Raw genomic sequence first — 21,392 nt, 5'->3', positions numbered from 1 at the left:
CTCGGTCCGGACGCGGACGGCTTGCCGCGCCGGGATGAGGCCTGCCCTGCCGGCGTGGTGAACCGACGATCTGGAGCTCAGCCGGCCTGGCTGACTCCCCCGTCGGGCGCATCGCCGTCCGGGAGCTTCTCGGCCTTGGGCTTGGCATCGACGCCGGCGTCACGACGCTGCTCGGGCGTGATGGGCGCGGGCGCGGCCGTCAGCGGGTCGTAGCCGCCGCCGGACTTCGGGAACGCGATGACCTCGCGGATCGAGTCGGCACCGGCCAGCATCGCGCAGATGCGGTCCATGCCGACGGCGATGCCGCCGTGCGGCGGGGCACCGAAGGTGAAGGCGTCGAGCAGGAAGCCGAACTTCTCCTGTGCCTCCTCCTCGCCGATGCCCATCAGCGCGAACACGCGCTTCTGGACGTCCTCGCGGTGGATACGGATCGATCCGCCGCCCAGCTCGCTGCCGTTGCAGACGATGTCGTAGGCCCAGGCCAGGGCGTTGCCCGGATCGGCGTCGAAGCCGTCGATGTCCTGGGGCGACGTGAACGCGTGGTGCACCGCGGTCCACGCGCCGGCGCCGACCGCGACGTCGCCGGAGGCCACGGCGTCGCCGGACGGCTCGAGCAGCGGGGCGTCGACGACCCACACGAACTCCCAGGCGTCCTGGTCGATGAGTCCGCACCGATCGCCGATCTCGAGACGGGCCGCACCGAGCAGCGCGCGGGTCGACTTGGTCGCGCCCGCTCCGAAGAAGATGCAGTCGCCGGGCTGGGCGCCGACGTGGGCGGCGAGGCCCTCGCGCTCGGCATCGGTCAGGTTCTTGGCCACCGGACCGCCGAGCTCGCCGTCCTCACCGATGGTGACGTAGGCGAGTCCGCGGGCCCCGCGCTGCTTGGCCCACTCCTGCCACGCGTCGAACTGACGACGCGGCTGCGACGCACCACCCGGCATGACGACGGCGCCGACGTACTCGGCCTGGAACACGCGGAACGCCGTGTCCTTGAAGTAGTCGGTGCACTCGACGAGCTCCTGGCCCATGCGCAGGTCGGGCTTGTCGGAGCCGAACCGGCGCATGGCGTCGGCGTAGGTCATGTGCGGGATCGGCGTCGGGATCTCGTAGCCGATGAGCGCCCACATCTTCTTGAGGATGTCCTCCATCAGCGCGACGATGTCGGCCTGGTCGACGAAGCTCATCTCGATGTCGAGCTGCGTGAACTCGGGCTGACGATCGGCCCGGAAGTCCTCGTCGCGGTAGCAGCGCGCGATCTGGTAGTACCGCTCCATGCCGCCGACCATCAGCAGCTGCTTGAACAGCTGAGGGCTCTGCGGCAGGGCGTACCAGCTGCCCGGACGCAGGCGCGCCGGCACGAGGAAGTCGCGCGCGCCCTCGGGCGTCGAGCGGGTCAGCGTGGGCGTCTCGATCTCGACGAAGTCCTTGGCGCCGAGCACCTCGCGGGCCGCGGCGTTGACCTTGCTGCGCAGGCGGATCGCGGCAGCCGGACCGCTGCGGCGCAGGTCGAGGTAGCGGTACTTGAGGCGGGCCTCCTCGCCGACGGAGCCGGCCGATGACGAACCGGCGTCGTCGATCGGGAACGGCAGGGGCGCCGCGGCGCTGAGGATCTCGACGTCGTCGGCGATGACCTCGATGTCACCGGTCGGGATGCCCGCGTTCTCGTTGCCCTCGGGGCGCTTCTGCACGGTGCCGACGACTTTGATGCAGTACTCGGCCCTCAGCTGGTGCGCGACCTCCTCGCGGACGACGACCTGGACGACGCCCGAGGCCTCGCGCAGGTCGATGAAGGCGACGCCGCCGTGGTCTCGCCGTCGCGCGACCCATCCGGCGAGCGTGACCTGCTGACCGATGTGGTCGGGGCGCAGGCTTCCGGCGTCATGGGTGCGGATCACGAGAGTTGCTCCTTGGTGAGAATGGTCGGGGTGAGGTCTTCGAGGGGTGGTGTCCACGTGGTCGGGTCGGCGTCGACCTGCTCGCCCGACCGGATGTCCTTGACCGACGAGGGCGGGAACCAGACGTACGGGATGCCGCGCTTCTCGGCGTACTGGATCTGCTTGCCGAACTTCGCTGCCGCGGGGGCGACCTCCGTCGGGATGTCGCGGTAGCGCAGCGCCCCTGCGATCGTGTCACTGATAGAGCGGGACTCCTCGGCGTCGACCGCGACGAGCACTGCCGACGGCACCGAGCGGGACGCGGCCAGGGCCAGCGGCACGAGCAGGCGGGAGACGCCCAGCGAGATACCCACGCCGGGATAGGTCGAGCGACGGTCTTTCGCGAGCTCGTCGTAGCGTCCGCCCGAGCAGATCGAGCCGAGGTGCTCCCACCCCTCGAGGCGGGTCTCGAACACCGTGCCGGTGTAGTAGTCGAGGCCGCGCGCGATGCGCAGGTCTGCGGTGACGGTGACGCCGTCGACGTCCGAAGCGCCCTTGACGACCTGGGCGAGCTCGGCGAGTCCTTCGGCCAGCAGCTCGTGCTCGACGCCGAGTGCCTCGACCCGCTGCACGAACGAGGTGTCGGTCGTGACGATCTCGGCCAGGGCGAGGATCCGTTCGGCCTGCGGGGCGTCGAGGCCCTGCTCGAGCAGCAGCTCGCGGATGCGCTCGGCCGGCACCTTGTCGAGCTTGTCGACGACCTGCATGACGGCGGTCGGATCGGCCACGCCGAGCCCCAGGTAGAAGCCCTCGAGGATCTTGCGGTTGCTGATCTGCAACGTCGCCCGCGGGATCGGCAGCCCGGCCAGCGCCTCGGCCATGACCCGCGCGACCTCGACGTCGAAGTGGAACGGCAGCACGTCGCGGGCCACGATGTCGATGTCGGCCTGCGTGAACTCGCGGAAGCGTCCCTGCTGCGGACGCTCGCCGCGCCACACCTTCTGGATCTGCCAGCGGCGGAACGGGAACTCCAGCTTGCCGGCGTTCTCGAGCACGTAGCGCGCGAACGGCACGGTGAGGTCGTAGTGCAGGGCCAGCTCGGCCGGCTCGGCGGGATCGGCGGCCAGCCGCTTGACGGCGTAGACCTCCTTGTCGATCTCGCCCTTGCGCAACAGGACGTCGAGCGGCTCGACGGCACGGGTCTCGACGTTGGCGAAGCCGTGCAGCTCGAAGGTGCGGCGCAGGTGGTCGAGCACCTGCTGCTCGACAATGCGCTCGCGTGGGAGGAACTCCGGGAACCCCGACAGCTTCTTGCTCATGAGGCGACCTCAGCCAGGAACGGGTTGGTGGCACGCTCGCGACCGATCGACGTCTGGCCGCCGTGCCCGGGCAGCACCACGACGTCGTCCGGCAGCGGCAGGACACGGTCGCGCAGGCTGGCCTGCATCTCGTCGTGCGAGCCGCCGGTGAGATCGGTGCGGCCGATCGAGCCCGCGAACAGGAAGTCGCCGGAGAACATGATCTGCGAGACGTCCTCCGGCCCGTCGTAGTCGACCCGGTAAAACACCGTGCCGGGGGTGTGGCCGGGCACGTGGTCGACGGTGAACGTCAGCCCGTCCACCTCGATCTCGGCCCCGTCGACGGCATCGCGGACGTCGGCGGGCTCGGCGAACTCAGGCATGTCGGTCATGCCCAGCTGTGAGCGCAGCATCGCGGCCGACTGGCCTGAGATCGCGGCCATCGGATCGCTCAGCAGGTGGCGATCGGCCGGGTGGATCCACACGGGGCAGTCGTACTCGGCCGCGACGTCCTGCGCGTTCCACATGTGGTCGAAGTGGCCGTGGGTCACGAGGACGGCGGCGGGCCTCAGGTTGTGCTCGGCCACGACCTGGCGGACGCCCTCGAGCGCATCCATCCCGGGGTCGACGATGGCGCATCCGGCTCCGGGGCCACGCGAGACGAAGTAGCAGTTCGCCTGCAGCGGACCGGCCGGGAATGACGTGAGAAGCACGTCCGCCAGGGTACGCGAGACGGGCGGACGCCCTCCATGCAGTCGTCGCCCCGGTCGTCGCCCTAGACTGTCGCCCATGAGTTCTGCGCCCACGAACCCCTGGGGTCGTGTAGACGACGACGGCAACGTCTACGTCAAGACCACCGACGGCGAACGACTGATCGGCCAGTGGCCCGGAGGTGACCCCGCCGAGGCGATGTCGTTGTACGTCCGCCGCTTCGAGGGCCTCGAGACCGAGGTCGGTCTGCTCGAGGCGCGGCTGAAGGGCGGCACGGTGTCCCCCGACGACGCCGCCAAGGCCGTCACCAAGGTCCGCAACCAGCTCGTCGACGCCCAGGCGATGGGCGATCTCGCCTCGCTCGTCACGCGCCTCGACGCGCTGCAGCCGGCGATCGACGCGCAGCGCGAGCAGCGCAAGGTCGAGCGTGCGGCCAAGGTCGCCGAGGCGCAGACCGCCAAGACGCGCATCGCCGAGGACGCCGAGAAGATCGCTGCCGGAAACGACTGGAAGAGCGGCGCCGACAAGCTGCGCGCGCTGCTCGACGAGTGGAAGGCGCTGCCGCGGCTCAGCAAGTCCGCCGACGACGAGCTGTGGCACCGCTTCAGCTCCGCGCGCACCACGTACACCCGACGTCGCAAGAGCCACTTCGGCGAGCAGTCGACGCTGCGCGACGCGGCGAAGGTCGTCAAGGAGAAGCTGATCGTCGAGGCCGAGGCGCTGTCGACGTCCACCGAGTGGGGCCCGACGGCCGGCAAGTACCGCGACCTCATGACGGAGTGGAAGAAGGCCGGCTCGGCACCCCGCAACGTCGAGGACAAGCTCTGGAAGCGCTTCCGCGCCGCTCAGGACGCATTCTTCACGGCTCGCGACGAGGCCAACAGCGCGCTCGACGCCGAGTATGAGGTCAATGCCGAGAAGAAGATCGAGATCCTCGCCGAGGCCGAGAAGCTGCTGCCGATCACCAACGTCGACGCCGCCCGCAAGGCGTGGCTCGACATCGCCGACCGCTGGGAGGCCGCCGGCAAGGTGCCGCGCGGCCGGATCAGCGAGCTCGAGGGGCGCATCCGCAAGGTCGAGCAGGCCATCAAGGACGCGACCGACAGCATCTGGAAGAAGACCGATCCCGAGAAGTCGGCGCGCGCCGACGACATGATCGGCAAGCTCCAGCGCGCGATCGACGAGGTGCAGGACAAGCTCACCGTGGCCGAGGCCAAGGGCGACGCCAAGAAGGCCAAGGACCTGCAGAAGGACCTCGAGTCCAAACAGGCCTTCCTCGAGATGGCCAAGAAGGCCCAAGCCGACTTCTCCTGACGCTGACGCGTGGGTTGCGCCCCGCTGACGCGTGGGTTGCGCCCCGCTGACGCGTGGCTTAGGCCCCGCTGACGCGTGGGTTGCGCCCCCCTCACGCGTGGGTTGCGCCCCGCTGACGCGTGGGTTGCGCCCTGTCGCCGCGTGGTTGTGGACGAACGGTTCGACGCCAGCCCCCGGGCGCTCTTTGATCGGTGACGTGTCTGAGCTCGTCAACGACGGATATCCGTTCACCGTGCTGCAGGGCCGCGATCTCGGGCTCCACCCGAAGCACCTGCGGTCCATGTTCGCCCTCGGCGCCCTCCGCCGAGAGTTTCGCGGCGTGTACGTCGACGCTCGCGTTCCCGACTCCCGCCGGGGCCGCATGCGGGCACTCCGCCTCGTGACGCCGTCGAACGCGGTCGTGTGCGATGAGACGGCTGCGTGGGTCATGGGTCTGGACGTCTTCGCGCCCGGCGACAGGCACGACTTCACCCCCGCCATGGTGCTTCAGCACGGTGGATCGCGCATCGTCCGACCTGGGAGCCGCGGCAGGCAGGCCATCCTGCGCTCGGAGGACATCGACTTCGTCGATGGCATCCACCTGACCACGCCGCTGCGCACGGTGTCGGACCTTCTTCGCTCGATGTACCGGCCGTACGCACTCGCCGCGGCGGACGCCTTCGCGGCAGCCGGGCTCGTTCGCGCACCCGAGGTCGTCGACTACGTCGCGCGCCTCAACGGGTATCGCGGCATCGTGCAGGCGCGGAGCCTGGCGGCTGTCATCGAGCCCAAGACACAGTCCCCCGGCGAGTCGTGGCAGCGCCTGCGAATGCTCGACGCGGGGTTCCCGCCGCCCGAGGCCCAACACGAGGTGGTCGACGACTTCGGGCGAACCTTCTTCATCGACCTGTCGTACCCGGAGCGCCTCATCGGCAGCGAGTTCGACGGTCGGGAGTTCCACACCGATGCCGGCCACCGACAGCACGACGACGACCGGCGCGGATACCTGACCGACGTGTACGGGTGGCGTTGGATCAATGCCACTCGGGGTCGGATCTTCGGCGCCGACACCTCGTTCGAGGACGAGCTCGGCGCCGCGCTCGGGATGACACCCTTGGCCCGTCGCTGGGGAGCTCGCGGCTGAGGTAGGGCGGAACCCACGCGTCAGTGGGGCGGAACCCACGCGTCAGCGTTACTGGGTGAGGCGGTAGACGTCGAAGACGCCCTTGACCGTGCGGACGGCCGACAACACGTGGCCCAGGTGCTTCGGATCGGCCATCTCGAAGGTGAACTTCGACTTGGCGACCCGGTCGCGACCAGTGCTCAGCGACGCCGACAGGATGTTGACGTGCTGGTCGGAGATGACCCGTGTGATGTCGCTGAGCAGGCGCGGACGGTCGAGGCCCTCCACCTGCACGGCGACGAGGAAGGTGCTCTTGCCCGTCGGTGCCCACCGGACGCCGACGAGCCGCTCGGGCTGGCTGCGCAGCGACAGCAGGTTGACGCAGTCGGTGCGGTGCACCGAGACGCCGTCGCCGCGTGTCACGAAGCCCTGGATGTCGTCACCCGGCACCGGCGTGCAGCACCGGGCCAGCTTGATCAGGACGTCACCGTCGAGACCGTCGACGATGACGCCGGCGTCGCGGTTCTCGTTGCGCGGGCGCCGCGCCCCGATGCCCGGCAGCGTGGTGGCCTCCGCGAGGTCCTCCTGCGCCCCCTCGCGCCCACCGGCCAGGTCGATGACGCGCTCGACGACGCTCTGGGGCCCGACGTTGCCCTCGCCGACCGCGGCGTACAGCATCGACACGTCGGGAAGGTGCAGCTCTTGGGCCACCGTCGACAGCGTCTCGTGCTTGAACAGCCGGTGGAGCGGCAGCCCCTCCTTGCGCATCTGCTTGGCGATGAGGTCCTTGCCGCGCTCGATGGCCTCTTCGCGCCGCTCCTTGGTGAACCACTGGCGGATCTTGTTGCGGGCGCGGGGGCTCGCGACGAAGTCGAGCCAGTCGCGGCTCGGCCCGGCGTCGGCCGACTTGGACGTGAAGATCTCGACGACGTCGCCGCTCTCGAGCGTCGACTCGAGCGAGACCAGCCGTCCGTTGACGCGCGCGCCGATGCAGGCGTGACCGACCTCGGTGTGCACGGCGTAGGCGAAGTCGACCGGTGTGGCCTCGGCCGGCAGCTGGATGAGGTCGCCGCGCGGCGTGTAGGCGTAGACGCCCGCGTTGTTGATCTCGAAGCGCAGCGAGTCGAGGAAGTCGACGGAGTCCTCGGTCTCGGACTGCCAGTCGAGCACCTCGCGCAGCCACAGCATGTCGTTGCCGTCGGAGCCCTTGGCACCCCTGCCGCCGGCGGTCGCGTCTTCCTTGTACTTCCAGTGCGCGGCGACACCGTACTCAGCACGACGGTGCATCGCGTACGTGCGGATCTGCAGCTCGACGGCCTTGCCCTGCGGGCCGATCACCGTGGTGTGCAACGACTGGTACATGTTGAACTTCGGCACCGAGATGTAGTCCTTGAACCGTCCCGGGATGGGGTTCCAGCGCGCGTGCAGCACGCCGAGGACGCCGTAGCAGTCGGCCACCGAGTCGACCAGGATGCGCACGCCGACGAGGTCGAAGATCTCGGAGAACTCGCGGCCGCCGACCAGCATCTTCTGATAGATCGAGTAGTAGTGCTTGGGGCGGCTCGACACCGTCGCCTTGAGCTTGACGTGCCGCAGGTCGGACTCGACCTCGCTGGTCACCCGCTCGAGGAACTCGCCGCGGGACGGCGCGCGGTCGGCCACAAGACGCACGATCTCGTCGTAGACCTTGGGGTGCAGCGTCGCGAACGCGAGGTCCTCGAGCTCCCACTTGATCGTGTTCATGCCGAGCCGGTGCGCCAGCGGGGCGAAGATCTCGATGGTCTCGCGTGCGATGCGCTCCTGCTTGTCCTGACGCAGGTAGCGCAGGGTGCGCATGTTGTGCAGCCGGTCGGCGAGCTTGATGACGAGCACGCGGATGTCGCGGCTCATCGCCACGACCATCTTGCGGATGGTCTCGGACTGCGCCGAGTCGCCGTACTTGACCTTGTCGAGCTTGGTCACACCGTCGACGAGGTGCCGCACCTCGTCGCCGAAGTCGGCCGTCAGCTGCTCGAGCGTGTAGGGCGTGTCCTCGACCGTGTCGTGCAGCAGGGCCGCGCACAGCGTCGGCGAGGTCATGCCGAGCTCGGCCAGGATGGTCGCGACGGCCAGCGGGTGCGTGATGTAGGGGTCGCCGCTCTTGCGCTTCTGGCCGTCGTGCATCCGCTCGGCGATCTCGTACGCCTTCTGGATGGCGGCGACCTCGCCCTTGGGATGCGTCGCCCGGTAGACCTTGATCAGCGGGTCGAGCACGTCGACCGAGCCGGCGCGGCTGCCGCCGATGCGCGCCAGGCGATTGCGCACGCGCGCAGATGTAGGCACCGAGTCGGTGTTCTTCGACTCGACCGACGGGGTCTCGATGCGATCAGCCACGCGCTCTCCTCACTGTCTGCTCAGTCTAGTCGGACGGTGTGCACGGTCGTTCGGTCAGACGAGCTCGCCGAGCAACGTCGCGGCGGCACCCAGCACGAGGATCGCCACCAGGACGAGTGCGACGACGCGGACCTGTCGGGGGTTCATGCGGTCTCGATTCGGTCGGTGGGAGGGATTCAGTAGCTGCGAAGCGACTCGCAGCCGGCGGCGCCGATGCGCTCGCGGCCGCCGAGGGCGGACAGCTCGATCAGGACGAGGTTGCCGGCCACGCTCGCGCCCGCTTGGGCGACGAGGTCGGCCGCTGCCAGCAGCGTCCCGCCCGTGGCCAGGACGTCGTCGACGACCAGCACCCGGGCGCCCGGGACGACGGCGTCGACGTGCATCTCCATGGTCGCCGAGCCGTACTCGAGGTCGTACGACGTCGACAGCGACGTGGACGGCAGCTTGCCGGCCTTGCGCACCGGCACGAACCCGACGCCCAGTCGCAGCGCGATCGACGGGCCGAAGATGAAGCCTCGCGCCTCGACGCCCAGCACGGCGTCGACCGGGCCGGCTTTCTCAGCCAGGAGGACCAGACCGTCGATCACGGCCTCGAAGGCGACGGGGTCGGCCAGCAACGGGGTGATGTCGCGGAACGTGACGCCCGGCTCGGGCCAGTCGGCGATGGGACGTACGAGTCGGTCGATCGCGGCGTCTAGCTCGGTCACGAAGATCCTTCCGGGTGGGCGTGCTGTCGGGGCGACCCGCGGGGCGGGGTCTGGTGGCGTCAGCCTGCGCCGAGCTCGACGCCGCACACGTCCTTGGCCTGCTTGCCGATCTCGGTGCGCGCCTCGGCGAAGGTGTCGTTGTTGAGCTTCTGCAGGTCGGCCGCGAAGGCGGTCAGCTTCTCGACGCTGACGCCCTCGGGCAGCTTGCCGGCCTGGATGTCGGGCAGGTCGTCGAACGTCAGTCCGGCCTCCTTGAGCTTGTCCTCGACCGAGTCGGCAGCGTCGTCGAGCACCTTCCACTGGTCCTTCAGCTCGTCGGGCGCCTCGTCGGCCAGCCGGTGGAAGGTCGTGAACCCCTTCTCGAGCTCGGACAGATCGCCCGAGGCGAGGGTCTCGAAGGTCGGCTTCGCGGCCTTGATGTCCTTGCAGTAGCTGCTGCCCGCGTCGTCTCCCCCGTCGCTGCTGCCGCTGCAGGCTGCCAGGCTCGCGCCGATGAGGACGGCGCCGACCAGCGCCTGAGAGATCTTCACGTGTGCTCCTCGTGCAAGGGGTGCGGAACCGGCCCGCGCCGCCGACCAAGTGTCGTCAGCATGATGTCACGCGCCGGTGACCCCCTCGGTCAGGAACCCCCCTTGCCCCGCTGCGAGCGAGGCTTGCGTGAGGGCTGCGCGCGCTTGGCGGCCCCCGACGACTGCACGGGCCTCGCCGGCGCCGCGGGCGCGGACGCCGCGGTGGTGACCAGGGCACCCTCCTTGGCACGCCGGGCGAGCACACGCTTGGCCTGGGCCTGCATGGCCGGCTCGTGCTCCTTGAGCTGCGAGACCAGCGGGGTCGCGATGAAGATCGACGAGTAGGCGCCGGCCGCCATGCCGACGAACAGCGCCAGGGCGAGGTCCTTCAGCGGGCCGGTGCCGAGCACGCCGGCTCCGACGATCAGCAGTGCGCCGACCGGCAGCAGGGCCGTGATCGAGGTGTTGATCGAGCGCACGAGGGTCTGGTTGACGGCCAGGTTGGCCTGCTCGGCGTACGTCTTGGACGTCGACGACAAGATCCCCTTGGTGTTCTCGCGCACCTTGTCGAACACCACGACGGTGTCGTACAGCGAGAAGCCGAGGATCGTCAGCAGGCCGGTCACGGTGGCGGGGGTGACCTCGAAGCCCGACAGTGCGTACACACCGGCGGTGATCACGAGGTCGTGCACGAGCGCGACGATGCCGGCGACGGACATCCGCCACTCGCGGAAGTAGGCCCAGATGAACAGGACGATCACGACCAGGAACACGATCAGTCCGGTCAGCGCCTTGGTCGCCACCTGCTTGCCGTAGGTGGGACCGATCAGGTTCTGGCTGACCTCGGTGGCACCGGCCTTCTCGAGCGACTTCGAGACCTTCGTCGCCTCGTCCTGCGAGAGGGCGCGGGTCTGGATGCGGATCAGGTCGGAGCCGGACGTCTGGACGGTCGGATCGCCCGCGTCGGGCGCCCCGGAGTCCTCGACGGCCTGGGTCAGGCGGTCGGACGTCTCGCTGTTGGCGACCTTGACCGTCGCGGTGAACTCGACGCCACCCTTGAACTCGACGCCGTAGTTGAAGCCTCGCACCATGAACGCCAGGGCAGCGAGCACGACGATGCCGGCCGAGATGGAGTACCAGAGCTTGCGCCGTCCGACGAAGTCGAAGGCGATGCGCCCCTCGTAGAGGTGCTGACCGAATGTGCTGATGCGACCCATCAGATGGCCTTTCCGGGGGTGCTGGGCTTGGCGGCGCGAGCGATCTCGCTGACCTTGCGGCCGGTGATGCCGAGGTGCGACGCGTCCAGCCCGGAGAGCTTGTGGCCCTGGCCGAAGAACTTCGTGCGTGCGAGCAGCGACACCAGGGGCTTGGTGAAGAAGAACACCACGAACACGTCGATCAGCGTGGTCAGGCCCAGTGCGAAGGCGAAGCCGCGCACCACGCCGATCGCGAAGATGAACAGCGTCACCGCGGCGATGATCGACACCGCGTCGGCGGCGAGGATCGTGCTGCGGGCGCGCACCCAGCCCGCCTCGACGGCCAGCCTCAGCGACTTGCCGTCGCGCACCTCGTCGCGGATGCGCTCGAAGAACACGATGAACGAGTCGGCCGTGATGCCGATGGCCACGATGAGTCCGGCGATGCCCGGCAGCGTCAGCGTGAAGCCGACGCCCTGACCGAGCAGCAGCACCATGACGTAGGTCAGCGCCGAGGCCACCAGCAGCGAGCCGATGATGACCAGGCCCAGCCCGCGGTAGTAGAGCAGGCAGTAGACGACGACGAGCAGCAGGCCGATCGCGCCGGCCGCGAGGCCGGCGTTGAGCTGCGTGCCGGCCAACGACGGCCCGATCTCCTCGCTGCCGTTGACGCTGAACGTCAGCGGCAGGGCGCCGAACTTGAGCTGGTTGGACAGCTGCTTGGCGGTGGTGGCCGTGAAGCCGCCCTGGATCGACGACTCACCGTTGGTGATGGCCGCCTGCGAGGCCAGCGTCGAGATGGTCTCGCCGTCCAGCACGATCGCGAACTGGTTCTGTGCCTTCGACAGCTCGGTCGTGACGGCCTTGAAGGCTCCCTTGCTGTCGCCCTTGAGCTTGACGGCGATGGTCCACTGGGCGCGCTGGCTGTCGTACTGGGGCTCGGCCTTGGCGATGTCGGAGCCGGGCACCACCGTGGGGCTGAGGATCTGGACGTCACCGGTCGACGTGTCGCACGTGACCAGGGGCTTGTTCGCGACGTCGTCGACGTCGACGCCCTTGGGGTCGCACACGAACCCGGCGGCTTCCTCCTGCAGGGCCTTGATGGCGGGCTGCACGTCGGCGGGCAGGGTCTGCAGGCCCTGCGTCTCGGCCGTGATCATCTGGTCGAGGCTGACCTTCGACCAGTCCACCTTGTCGACGACGGCTTTCTGCGCGCTCACGTCGGCCGGCGTCGTCGCGCTGGGCAGGTTGCCGGCCCACACGAGGCGGAACCGCAGCTGCGCGGTCTTGCCGACCTCGTCGACGATGTTGGCGCGCTTCTCGCCGGGGATCTCGACGATGATCTGGTCGCCGCCCTGCGTCGTCACCTCGGCCTCGGCCACACCCGACGCGTTGACACGCTGGTCGATGATGTTGCGAGCCTGCTCGAGCTTGGGCGCATCGACCTTCTTGCCCGGCTCGGCCTTGGCCTCGAAGGTGATGCGGGTACCGCCCTCGAGGTCGAGCCCGAGCTTCGGGTGCCAGGGGCTGTCGTCCTTCTTCGAGCCGGTCGCGCCGATCAGGGCGACGAGTGCGTAGAGCGCGACGATGACCGCCAGGAAGATGACGACGGTACGCATCGGGCGCGCCCGGTTGGAGCTGCGCTGAGGTTTGGTGGCCATCAGAGGTCTGTACTCGTTTCGTTCTCGGACGCGGGCGTGACGACGCGCGAGACAGCGTGCCGGTTGACGGTCACGACGGTCTGGGCCGCGATGCGCAGCTCGATCGTCTCGTCGCCGATCGTCACGATCTCGCCGAAGATCCCGCTGGCCAGCATGACCTGCTGGCCCGGGGCCAGCGTGCTCTGCAGCTGCTGGAACTGGCGCCGGTTGGCCCGGGCGGGCCGGATGACCAGCACCAGGAAGGCGATGACCAGGATGACGAGGGGGAGGATGGACGCCCAGTCGTTCACGGTGGATGCTCCGTCGTGGATGTGAGAGTGCCCGCCGGAGCGGGAGGTGGCCGGTGGGCCGCCGGATAGTTTAACCCGGCAACCGTTCAATGGTGCTCCCCCGCACGGTGTGGCGTTCAGCCAGGGTCGTCGGGCAGTGCCAGCTGCTCGGTGCCGGCCGGCACGGCGAGCCCGAGGTGGCGCCACGCCGCAGCCGTCGCGACCCGTCCCCGGGGCGTCCGCGCGAGGAATCCGAGCCGGACGAGGAAGGGTTCGGCCAGCTCTTCGACGGTCTCGCGCTCCTCGGCCACCGCGACGGCGAGCGTCGAGATGCCGACCGGTCCCCCGTTGAAGCTGCGGCACAGCGCCGTGAGCACGGCCCGGTCGAGCCGGTCGAGCCCGAGCTGGTCGACCTCGTACAGCGACAGTGCGTCGCGGGCGACGTCGTGGTCGACGACTCCCCCGGCGCGCACCTCGGCGTAGTCGCGCACGCGTCGCAGCAGACGGTTGGCGATGCGCGGGGTGCCGCGCGATCGCGAGGCGATCTCGCGCCCGCCGTCGCCGGTGACCTCGAGGTCGAGCAGCCCGGCCGACCGGACGACGATGCGGTGCAGCTCGTCGGTGTCGTAGTAGTCGAGCTGGGCCGTGAAGCCGAAGCGGTCGCGCAGGGGGCTGGGCAGCAGGCCTGCGCGGGTGGTGGCGCCCACAACCGTGAAGGGCGGGATCTCGAGCGGGATCGCTGTCGCGCCCGGTCCCTTGCCGACGATGACGTCGACGCGGAAGTCCTCCATCGCCATGTAGAGCAGTTCTTCGGCCGGGCGCGACATGCGGTGGATCTCGTCGATGAACAGCACGTCGCCCTCGTTGACGCCCGACAGGATGGCGGCGAGGTCACCGGCGTGCTGGATCGCCGGGCCGCTCGTGATGCGCAGCGGCGCACCGAGCTGGTTGGCGATGATCATGGCCAGGGTCGTCTTGCCCAGGCCCGGTGGGCCCGACAGCAGGACGTGGTCGGGGGTGCGCCCGCGCGCGACGGCCGCCTCGAGCATCAGCGACAGCTGCTCGCGCACGCGCTCCTGCCCGACGAGCTCGTCGAGCGTGCGAGGACGCAGGGCGGCTTCGAAGGCGCGGTCCTCGGGGCCGGCCTCGGCCACGATCGCCTCGAAGCCGTCGTCCACGTACCCGTCCCCCATAGGGCCAGTGTGGTCCATCAGCGCGTCTTCGCGAGCGAGCGGAGGGCGTCGCGCAGGATCGTCGAGACGTCGGGCACCTCGCCCGGCGGCAGCTCGGCCGCGACGGCGTCGAGCGCCGCGTCGGCGTCGCGGGTGGACCAGCCGAGACCCAGCAGCGCCTCGTGCACCTGGCCGCGCCACGAGGACGCACCGGCGGCGACCGTCGTGGTGACGCCGACCCGGTCCTTGAGCTCGACCACGATGCGCTCGGCACCCTTGCGTCCGATACCGGGGACGGTGGTGAGCGTCGCGAGGTCGCCCTGGCCGATGGCCTGGCGCAGCCGGTCGGGGTCGAGCACCGCGAGCATCGCCTGCGCCACCTTGGGCCCGACGCCGCTGGCGGTCTGGACGAGCTCGAACATGTCGCGCTCGTCGGCAGTGGCGAAGCCGAAGATGGTCAGTGAGTCCTCGCGCACCACCATCGAGGTCGACAGCTGCACCTCGCGCCCGATGCGCAGCGTGGCGATCGTGCCGGGGGTGCACATGACCTGCAGACCGACGCCTCCGACGTCGAGCACGGCCGAGGTGAGGGTGACGGCGGCGACGGGGCCGCGGACGTGGGCGATCATCGTGCTGCTGCCTTCCGGGTGGCCTGCTCGGCCTTGGCGATGGCCTCCTGCAGGCGGTTCTGCGCTCCCCCGCGCCAGATGTGACAGATGGCGAGGGCCAGCGCGTCGGCGGCGTCGGCGGGCTTGGGGGCCTCGGTCAGGCGCAGCAGCCGGGTGACCATGCCGGTCACCTGCGCCTTGTCGGCGCGTCCGCTGCCGGTGACGGCCGCCTTGACCTCGCTGGGGGTGTGCAGGTGGACGGGGATGCCGTGACGCGCCGCCACGAGCATCGCGATGCCGCTGGCCTGGGCGGTGCCCATGACGGTGCTGACGTTGTGCTGGCTGAAGACGCGCTCGACCGCCACGACGTCGGGACGGTGCAGCAGCACGCTGGCCTCGACCATCTGCTCGAGCTGGTGCAGACGACGGGCCGTGTCGAGCTCGGCCGGCGTGCGGAACACGCCGACGTGCACCATCGAGAGCGTCCGGCCGACACTGCCGTCGACCACTCCGACGCCGCAGCGGGTGAGGCCGGGATCGATGCCGAGGACCCTCATGCGGGCGTCACCCAGGTAGAACGCATGTTCGACAGCCTAGTGGGGCAGTACGTCAGACCGCTGGAGACTCGCCGGGGTCGCGTAGGCGTCCGAGGCGAACGTGGTCGGCGAGCGCGTCCATGCGGCGGTGCGAGCTGCCCCAGCCGCGCACGGCCTCGGCGCGGACGAGTCGATCACCGTGCCAGACCTCGATGGGCCACCGAGCCACTGTCGCCGCTCGCAACACCACGAACAACGGCAACAGGAGAAGCAGCAGGAACAGCTCGGCCACGAGGACGGCCAGGACGGCCACGAAGGGCACGACGACCAGGAGCACGAGGACGCCGACGAAGATGGCCAGGCCGATCAGCAGGTCGTCCGCATCGGCGCCCCCGCCGACGTCCGGGGCATCGGTGAAGTCCGAGGGATCCCGTCGGCGCAGGCGCCACGGCAACCAGCGCCGCTTGATCCGCCAGGCCGCGCCGGACGGATCGTCAACGTGCACTACTGCACCTGGGCCATGACCTCGTCGGAGGCGTCGAAGTTGGCGAAGACGTTCTGCACGTCGTCGCTGTCCTCGAGGGCGTCGATCAGGCGCATGATCTTGGTGGCTGCGTCGACGTCGACGTCGACGGTCATGGTGGGGACGAACGAGGCGTCGGCCGAGTCGTAGTCGAGGCCGGCCTCCTGCAGGGCCGTGCGGACGGCGACGAGGTCAGTGGCCTCGCAGATGACCTCGAACGAGCCATCGAGGTCGTTGACCTCTTCGGCGCCGGCGTCGAGCACGGCCATCAGGATGTCGTCCTCGTTGGTCGGGCCGCCCTCCTGCTCCTCGGGGACGATGATGACGCCCTTGCGGTGGAACATGTACGACACCGATCCCGGATCGGCCATCGTGCCGTTGTTGCGGGTCATCGCGGTGCGGACCTCCATCGCGGCCCGGTTCTTGTTGTCGGTCAGGCACTCGACCAACAGCGCGACACCGCCGGGGGCGTAGCCCTCGTACATGATCGTCGTGTAGTCGACGGCATCCGCGCCGACGCCGCCGCCGCGCTTGACCGCGCGATCGATGTGGTCCTTCGGCACGGACGACTTCTTGGCCTTCTGGATCGCGTCGTACAGCGTGGGGTTGCCGTCGGGATCGGGTCCGCCGATGCGGGCGGCGACCTCGATGTTCTTGACCATCTTGGCGAACATCTTGCCGCGCTTGGCGTCGACGATCGCCTTCTTGTGCTTGGTGGTCGCCCACTTGGAATGGCCTGACATGGCTGATGCCCCTTACTGAACTGGCAGTGACTGCGACGACTGCTTGACGAGGTCGACGAAGTAGCGATGGATGCGATCGTCGTCGGCGACCTCCGGGTGGAACGAGGTCGCGACCAGGTTGCCCTGGCGGACCGCGACGATTCTACCGGCTGCCGGCCCCGACGGGATGGTGGCAAGCACCTCGACCCCTGCTCCAGCCTCCTCCACCCATGGGGCGCGGATGAACACCGCGTGCACGGGGTCGTCGAATCCGTCGAAGGCGATCTCGCCCTCGAAGGAGTCGACCTGACGACCGAAGGCGTTGCGACGCACCGTGATGTCGAGGCCGCCGAGGGTCTCCTGCCCGTCGATGCCGTCGCGGACGCGATCGGCCAGCATGATCATGCCGGCGCACGTGCCGAAGGTCGGCATGCCCGCGCCGATGCGTCGGGCGAGGGGCTCGAACAGGTCGAACGTGCGCGCGAGCTTGTACATCGTGGTGGACTCGCCGCCGGGCAGCACGAGGCCGTCGCAGCGCTCCAGCTCTTCGGGGCGGCGCACCGTGAACGCGTCGACCCCGAGTCTCGTGAGCACCTGGACGTGCTCGCGGACGTCGCCTTGCAGCGCGAACACGCCGATCGAGGGGGTCTGGTGGGTCGTCACGGGCACTCCTCCACCCTAGCGATGCGGCCGGTCGGCTCGTGACGACGGCGGTGACGCGAGAGGACCGGAGTCCCCCAGGGGATGCGTCACCGCCGTCGCTGCTCCCTCTCGGATGTCCCTCCCGATCGGGTCTTCACGAGGGTTGGGCCGTCGATCGACGCGAGCGCCGAGAACAGCCGTGCCCCCTCAGGCCGGTCCGCGTCGTGAGGCACTCCCATACCTCGCGCGGACCAACGCCCAGAGCATACTCTCCCCCGCCCCACACGTCACCGCCCGCAGCGAGCGAACGCCAAGCAACCCGGACGAAGCCCGGGAGAGCGCGAGGGACGAGCGCGAGGCGGCGGAGCCGCCCCGCCTACCAACCGCGCTCGGCCAGGCGGTGGGGCTCGGGGATCTCGTCGACGTTGATGCCGACCATGGCCTCGCCCAGACCGCGCGAGACCTTGGCGATGACGTCGGGGTCATCGAAGAACGTCGTGGCCTTGACGACCGCTGCCGCACGCTCGGCGGGGTTGCCCGACTTGAAGATGCCCGAGCCGACGAACACGCCCTCGGCGCCGAGCTGCATCATCATCGCGGCGTCGGCGGGGGTCGCGATGCCACCGGCGGTGAACAGCACGACGGGCAGCTTGCCAGCCTCGGCGACTTCCTTGACCAGGTCGAACGGCGCCTGCAGCTCCTTGGCCGCGACGTACAGCTCGTCCTCGCTCAGCGACTGCAGGCGGCGGATCTCGCCACCGATCTTGCGCATGTGACCCGTCGCGTTGGAGACGTCGCCGGTGCCGGCCTCGCCCTTGGAACGGATCATCGCGGCACCCTCGGTGATGCGACGCAGCGCCTCGCCCAGGTTGGTCGCGCCGCACACGAACGGCACCGTGAAGTTCCACTTGTCGATGTGGTTGACGTAGTCGGCGGGCGTCAGGACCTCGGACTCGTCGATGTAGTCGACGCCGAGCGACTGCAGCACCTGCGCCTCGACGAAGTGACCGATGCGGGCCTTGGCCATCACGGGGATCGACACCTCGGCCACGATGCCGTCGATCAGGTCGGGATCGGACATGCGCGCCACGCCGCCCTGCGAGCGGATGTCGGCGGGCACCCGCTCGAGCGCCATCACGGCCACCGCGCCGGCGTCCTCGGCGATCCGCGCCTGCTCGGCGTTGACCACGTCCATGATCACGCCACCCTTGAGCATCTCTGCCATGCCGCGCTTGACGCGCGCCGTGCCGGTGCCGACTGACGTTGCTTCGTTGCTCACTACGGTGTCCTTCGTTGTGCTGGAGGTCGTCATTTCAGTCTACTCCCGGGGCTCCTGCGGCGATCCGTCGGACACATGACGGACAGCCGGCTCAGCGACGGGCGAGCCAGGGCCGTCGGCGGGGTGGCACAGCGGGTGCAGCCGCCTCGAGCATCGCACCGAGCCGGACGATCTTGCGGCGTGGACGCCCCTCGCTCCGGCCGTCCTCGCGCTCGCGGGCGTCGATCGACCGCCACCCCGTCAGGTCGATCGCTCCGGTGACGCGGCCCGCGGCGAGTCGCCGGAACGCCCCTGCCGATGCGGCCGGCGCTGGCAGCAGCCCGGCATTGTCGTCGGCGACGAGACAGTCGACCGTCTCCTGCGCGCACGACCGGTTGGTGCCGATGAATCCGCTGGGCCCGCGCTTGATCCAGCCCGCGACGTACGTGCCCGCCATGCCGTCGACGCGGCCGCCGGTGTGCGGCACCGTCGAGGACTCGGCGTCGAAGGGAAGCCCCGGCACGGCCACGCCGCGGTAGCCGATCGAGCGCAGCACCAGCCCCGTCTCGACGACCTCGGCCTCCGTCGTCGCGACGGCACGAGGGACTCCTGCGGCGTCCGTCACGAGGTCGTTGCGGGCCAGCACGACCCCGCCGACCCGGCCGCCTGCCGCCTCCTCGATCGCCACGGGCGAGGCCGCGAAGCGGAACACGATCGTGCGGGCACCGGGACGTCGCGGCCTCGTGGCTGCCTCGCGCAGCAGCCCGATCTTGCGAGCCGTCATGGTGTCGGTGCCGCCGGGCGTGATGAGCGGGTCGCCGCGCACCTCGACGTCGATGTCGTCGCGCTCGACCAGTCCCACCAGCTCGGGCAGCGTGAACGCCGCGTGCTCGGCGCCGCGGCGTCCGACCACCTCGACCTCTCGCACGGACGACGCTCTCAGCGCTGCCAGCGCATGGTCGGCGATGTCGGTGGCGGCGAGCCACTCGGGATCGGTCGCGAGGATGCGGGCCACGTCGAGTGCGACGTTGCCGTTGCCGATGACGACCACTCTGCGGCTGGAGAGGTCGAAGCTCCTGTCGGCGTGCTCGGGGTGGCCGTTGTACCAGGCCACGAAGTCCGTGGCCGTCGTGCTGCCGACGAGGGACTCCCCCCCGATGTCGAGCCTGCGGTCGCGCGAGGCACCGGTCGCGTAGACGACGGCGTGGTGGTGGGCGGCGAGCTCGTCGTGCGTCACGTCGACGCCGACGTCGACGCCGAGCAGGTAGGAGAACCCGGGCTGGTCCTCGATGTGGCGGAACAGCCCCTCGACGGTCTTGGTCGACGGGTGGTCCGGCGCCACGCCTGCGCGCACCAGCCCGTGCGGGGTGGGCAGACGGTCGATGACGGTCACCTGCACGCCCGGCCGCTTGAGCAGCTCGTCGGCAGCGAACAGAGCGGCGGGACCAGCCCCGACGATCGCCACCCGCATCGGGTCGCTGGAGGTGCGCGCGACGAGGGGCGGGACGGGAGCCTGAGCCGGGTGCGAGCGGGGCGTGGAGTGGAACAGGGCGTTGATGTCGACGAACGGCAGCTGCGGCTCCGTCAGCTTGTCGTGGGCACTGATGGCCCCGACGGGGCACGCCGTGACGCACGCTCCGCAGTCGACGCACGACACCGGGTCGATGTAGAGCATCTCGGCCAGCGCGAAGTCGGGCTCGTCAGGCGTCGGGTGGATCGCGTTGACCGGGCAGGCGAAGACGCACGAGGCGTCGCCGCAGCAGGCCTGCGTGACGACGTGGGGCACGCGTCAGTCGTGGATCGGCGCGAACACGACGGGCGGCTCGCTGCGGTAGCGCGACGGACGTCCGTCGATGCCGCACAGCCGCCACATCAGGCGCGAGGCACGGCTGCGTCGCAGGTCCGCCTGGTCGGCGAGCATCCGCACGTCGCCGAAGAGCTCTCGCAGGCGCGACCGCGACTCGGGCGCACGCCAGTAGATGTCCTTCATGACCGAGCGGGGGATGCCGAACTCTCGGCGGAACGACCTCGACGGCACCATGATGACGTCGCACAGCACGCGCATGATGACCGGGAAGAGCAGCGAGATGACGACCTTCTCGACGCGACCCAGTCGCGGGGCGTTGCGCCTGATGTAGTGGTGCGCGAACGAGATGTGGCGGGCCTCCTCGGCCACGTGGATCTCCATGATGCGGCGCAGGATGGGCGGCAGGTCCTTGCCGCTGCGCAGGACGCCCTTCTGCGTGTGGTCGATCGGCTCCTCGCCGGCCAGGACCCCGATGAAGAACCCGTAGGGCGCGAGCGAGCCGGCCCACGGCAGCAGCGCGGCCAGACGTCGCATGAGCCACGGCATGCCCTCGACCGGCGCACCGATGCGGTTGACGGTCTCCTGGAACATCTGCGTGTGGTGGCACTCCTCGGTCGCCTCGTGCGTGAGGTAGCGGTACTCGGGCGAGCCGTTCGGCAGCGTGAAGACGTACTGCATGATGCCGCGGATCAGGATGTTCTCGAACTGCAGACCGACCTTGAGGATGTTGGCCTGCCGCCACTGGCCGATCGCGATCTGCCGCTCGAGGGGCTGCGCCTGGTACCAGGGGTGGGCTCCCAGCGGGTCGACGTCCGCCGGCAGCACCCACCGGGGGTCGTCGGCGCGCACGTCGAAGTCGGGGTGGTCCCACGGCACGTCGACGAAGGCGTCGAAGTGCCGGTCGACGGAGGCCTGCGACAAGCCCCGCAGGATGTCGGCGTACTGCTCGGGCGTGACGTCGACGGGGACGTCAGGGACGTCGGCGACCGGCGAGCCGGACGGACGGTCGTGCATGGTCTGCGACATGGGAGCTCCTCGGCGTGGCGGTCCTCACAGCATGTGGGATACCGAGGGTATGTGTCAATGCTGATGTCACATCCGTGTCGTCAC

Annotated in this window: 20 protein-coding genes; 2 read left to right on the top strand and 18 right to left on the bottom strand. The window is 69.8% G+C overall.

Annotated features, from left to right (window positions below):
* Nucleotides 1-77 precede the first annotated feature (77 nt).
* The 3 genes from aspS to DX116_RS12510 are packed head-to-tail and all read right to left on the bottom strand — an operon-like array spanning nucleotide 78 to nucleotide 3,885.
* Nucleotides 78-1,895, bottom strand: a complete 1,818-nt coding sequence (gene aspS / locus DX116_RS12520) for an aspartate--tRNA ligase (protein WP_119704599.1) — start codon at nucleotides 1,893-1,895, stop codon at nucleotides 78-80.
* Nucleotides 1,892-3,193, bottom strand: coding sequence for a histidine--tRNA ligase (gene hisS, locus DX116_RS12515; protein ID WP_119704598.1), 1,302 nt, complete (start codon nucleotides 3,191-3,193; stop codon nucleotides 1,892-1,894). Before hisS ends, aspS begins: the two co-directional genes overlap by 4 nt.
* Nucleotides 3,190-3,885 carry an MBL fold metallo-hydrolase gene (locus DX116_RS12510; RefSeq protein WP_119704597.1) on the bottom strand — a complete coding sequence of 232 codons (696 nt, stop codon included), beginning with the start codon at nucleotides 3,883-3,885 and terminating at the stop codon, nucleotides 3,190-3,192. The genes hisS and DX116_RS12510 overlap by 4 nt, the downstream gene beginning before the upstream one ends.
* A 76-nt stretch (nucleotides 3,886-3,961) precedes the next feature.
* Here DX116_RS12510 and DX116_RS12505 point away from each other — a divergent pair, with 76 nt between their 5' ends.
* Both DX116_RS12505 and DX116_RS12500 read left to right on the top strand, forming a co-directional pair.
* A complete protein-coding gene (locus DX116_RS12505; RefSeq protein WP_119704596.1) occupies nucleotides 3,962-5,197 on the top strand; it encodes a DUF349 domain-containing protein in 1,236 nt (411 codons plus the stop codon).
* Between the two features lie 196 nt (nucleotides 5,198-5,393).
* Complete coding sequence (locus DX116_RS12500; protein WP_147393661.1) at nucleotides 5,394-6,320, top strand: hypothetical protein; 927 nt, start codon at nucleotides 5,394-5,396, stop codon at nucleotides 6,318-6,320.
* Between the two features lie 48 nt (nucleotides 6,321-6,368).
* On the opposite strand, the gene DX116_RS12495 is transcribed toward DX116_RS12500, so the two are convergent.
* The 15 genes from DX116_RS12495 to DX116_RS12425 all read right to left on the bottom strand — a co-directional run bounded on the left by DX116_RS12495 (nucleotide 6,369) and on the right by DX116_RS12425 (nucleotide 21,308).
* A complete protein-coding gene (locus DX116_RS12495) occupies nucleotides 6,369-8,603 on the bottom strand; it encodes a RelA/SpoT family protein (protein ID WP_119705612.1) in 2,235 nt (744 codons plus the stop codon).
* A gap of 245 nt (nucleotides 8,604-8,848) precedes the next feature.
* Nucleotides 8,849-9,379 carry an adenine phosphoribosyltransferase gene (locus DX116_RS12490; RefSeq protein ID WP_119704594.1) on the bottom strand — a complete coding sequence of 177 codons (531 nt, stop codon included), beginning with the start codon at nucleotides 9,377-9,379 and terminating at the stop codon, nucleotides 8,849-8,851.
* Nucleotides 9,380-9,438: 59 nt separating this feature from the next.
* Nucleotides 9,439-9,909 (bottom strand): hypothetical protein, encoded by a 471-nt coding sequence (locus DX116_RS12485; protein WP_119704593.1) that lies wholly within the window; start codon nucleotides 9,907-9,909, stop codon nucleotides 9,439-9,441.
* Nucleotides 9,910-9,998: 89 nt separating this feature from the next.
* Nucleotides 9,999-11,105 carry a protein translocase subunit SecF gene (gene secF, locus DX116_RS12480; RefSeq protein ID WP_119704592.1) on the bottom strand — a complete coding sequence of 369 codons (1,107 nt, stop codon included), beginning with the start codon at nucleotides 11,103-11,105 and terminating at the stop codon, nucleotides 9,999-10,001.
* The gene (secD, locus tag DX116_RS12475; RefSeq protein WP_119704591.1) at nucleotides 11,105-12,745 is read right to left on the bottom strand and encodes a protein translocase subunit SecD; all 1,641 of its coding nucleotides are present in this window, start codon (nucleotides 12,743-12,745) and stop codon (nucleotides 11,105-11,107) included. The genes secF and secD overlap by 1 nt, the downstream gene beginning before the upstream one ends.
* Complete coding sequence (gene yajC / locus DX116_RS19960; protein WP_158591990.1) at nucleotides 12,745-13,035, bottom strand: preprotein translocase subunit YajC; 291 nt, start codon at nucleotides 13,033-13,035, stop codon at nucleotides 12,745-12,747. Before yajC ends, secD begins: the two co-directional genes overlap by 1 nt.
* Nucleotides 13,036-13,151: 116 nt before the next feature.
* The gene (ruvB, locus tag DX116_RS12465; protein WP_233556731.1) at nucleotides 13,152-14,207 is read right to left on the bottom strand and encodes a Holliday junction branch migration DNA helicase RuvB; all 1,056 of its coding nucleotides are present in this window, start codon (nucleotides 14,205-14,207) and stop codon (nucleotides 13,152-13,154) included.
* 17 nt (nucleotides 14,208-14,224) lie between these two features.
* Complete coding sequence (gene ruvA, locus DX116_RS12460) at nucleotides 14,225-14,815, bottom strand: Holliday junction branch migration protein RuvA (RefSeq protein ID WP_119704588.1); 591 nt, start codon at nucleotides 14,813-14,815, stop codon at nucleotides 14,225-14,227.
* Nucleotides 14,812-15,351, bottom strand: coding sequence for a crossover junction endodeoxyribonuclease RuvC (gene ruvC, locus DX116_RS12455; protein ID WP_119704587.1), 540 nt, complete (start codon nucleotides 15,349-15,351; stop codon nucleotides 14,812-14,814). Before ruvC ends, ruvA begins: the two co-directional genes overlap by 4 nt.
* Before the next feature lie 52 nt (nucleotides 15,352-15,403).
* On the bottom strand, nucleotides 15,404-15,835 hold the full coding sequence (locus tag DX116_RS12450) for a hypothetical protein (protein WP_119704586.1): 432 nt from the start codon (nucleotides 15,833-15,835) through the stop codon (nucleotides 15,404-15,406).
* On the bottom strand, nucleotides 15,835-16,596 hold the full coding sequence (locus DX116_RS12445; RefSeq protein ID WP_119704585.1) for a YebC/PmpR family DNA-binding transcriptional regulator: 762 nt from the start codon (nucleotides 16,594-16,596) through the stop codon (nucleotides 15,835-15,837). Before DX116_RS12445 ends, DX116_RS12450 begins: the two co-directional genes overlap by 1 nt.
* A 12-nt stretch (nucleotides 16,597-16,608) precedes the next feature.
* Nucleotides 16,609-17,238, bottom strand: coding sequence for a pyridoxal 5'-phosphate synthase glutaminase subunit PdxT (gene pdxT, locus DX116_RS12440; protein WP_119704584.1), 630 nt, complete (start codon nucleotides 17,236-17,238; stop codon nucleotides 16,609-16,611).
* Nucleotides 17,239-17,593: 355 nt separating this feature from the next.
* Entirely contained in the window at nucleotides 17,594-18,529 is a 936-nt protein-coding gene (pdxS, locus tag DX116_RS12435; RefSeq protein WP_119704583.1) for a pyridoxal 5'-phosphate synthase lyase subunit PdxS, read from the bottom strand.
* A 58-nt stretch (nucleotides 18,530-18,587) separates the two neighbouring features.
* Nucleotides 18,588-20,261, bottom strand: coding sequence for an FAD-dependent oxidoreductase (locus tag DX116_RS12430; protein ID WP_119704582.1), 1,674 nt, complete (start codon nucleotides 20,259-20,261; stop codon nucleotides 18,588-18,590).
* Nucleotides 20,262-20,264: 3 nt separating this feature from the next.
* A complete protein-coding gene (locus tag DX116_RS12425) occupies nucleotides 20,265-21,308 on the bottom strand; it encodes an AurF N-oxygenase family protein (RefSeq protein ID WP_119704581.1) in 1,044 nt (347 codons plus the stop codon).
* Nucleotides 21,309-21,392 lie beyond the last annotated feature (84 nt).

The sequence above is a fragment of the Aeromicrobium endophyticum genome (assembly GCF_003586285.1).
Taxonomy (GTDB): domain Bacteria; phylum Actinomycetota; class Actinomycetes; order Propionibacteriales; family Nocardioidaceae; genus Aeromicrobium; species Aeromicrobium endophyticum.
The sequence above is the reverse complement of the archived record's forward strand: the minus strand, read 5'-3'. Positions and strand labels throughout refer to the sequence as shown.

Bases quoted from the DNA above. Each gene is read 5' to 3' on its own strand.
- hisS (WP_119704598.1), bottom strand. From the start codon at position 3,193: ATGAGCAAGAAGCTGTCGGGGTTCCCGGAGTTCCTCCCACGCGAGCGC.
- secD (WP_119704591.1), bottom strand. From the start codon at position 12,745: ATGGCCACCAAACCTCAGCGCAGCTCCAACCGGGCGCGCCCGATGCGT.
- secF (WP_119704592.1), bottom strand. From the start codon at position 11,105: ATGGGTCGCATCAGCACATTCGGTCAGCACCTCTACGAGGGGCGCATC.
- ruvA (WP_119704588.1), bottom strand. From the start codon at position 14,815: ATGATCGCCCACGTCCGCGGCCCCGTCGCCGCCGTCACCCTCACCTCG.
- DX116_RS12425 (WP_119704581.1), bottom strand. From the start codon at position 21,308: ATGTCGCAGACCATGCACGACCGTCCGTCCGGCTCGCCGGTCGCCGAC.
- DX116_RS12445 (WP_119704585.1), bottom strand. From the start codon at position 16,596: ATGTCAGGCCATTCCAAGTGGGCGACCACCAAGCACAAGAAGGCGATC.
- ruvB (WP_233556731.1), bottom strand. From the start codon at position 14,207: ATGGGGGACGGGTACGTGGACGACGGCTTCGAGGCGATCGTGGCCGAG.
- ruvC (WP_119704587.1), bottom strand. From the start codon at position 15,351: ATGAGGGTCCTCGGCATCGATCCCGGCCTCACCCGCTGCGGCGTCGGA.
- pdxS (WP_119704583.1), bottom strand. From the start codon at position 18,529: ATGACGACCTCCAGCACAACGAAGGACACCGTAGTGAGCAACGAAGCA.
- DX116_RS12505 (WP_119704596.1), top strand. From the start codon at position 3,962: ATGAGTTCTGCGCCCACGAACCCCTGGGGTCGTGTAGACGACGACGGC.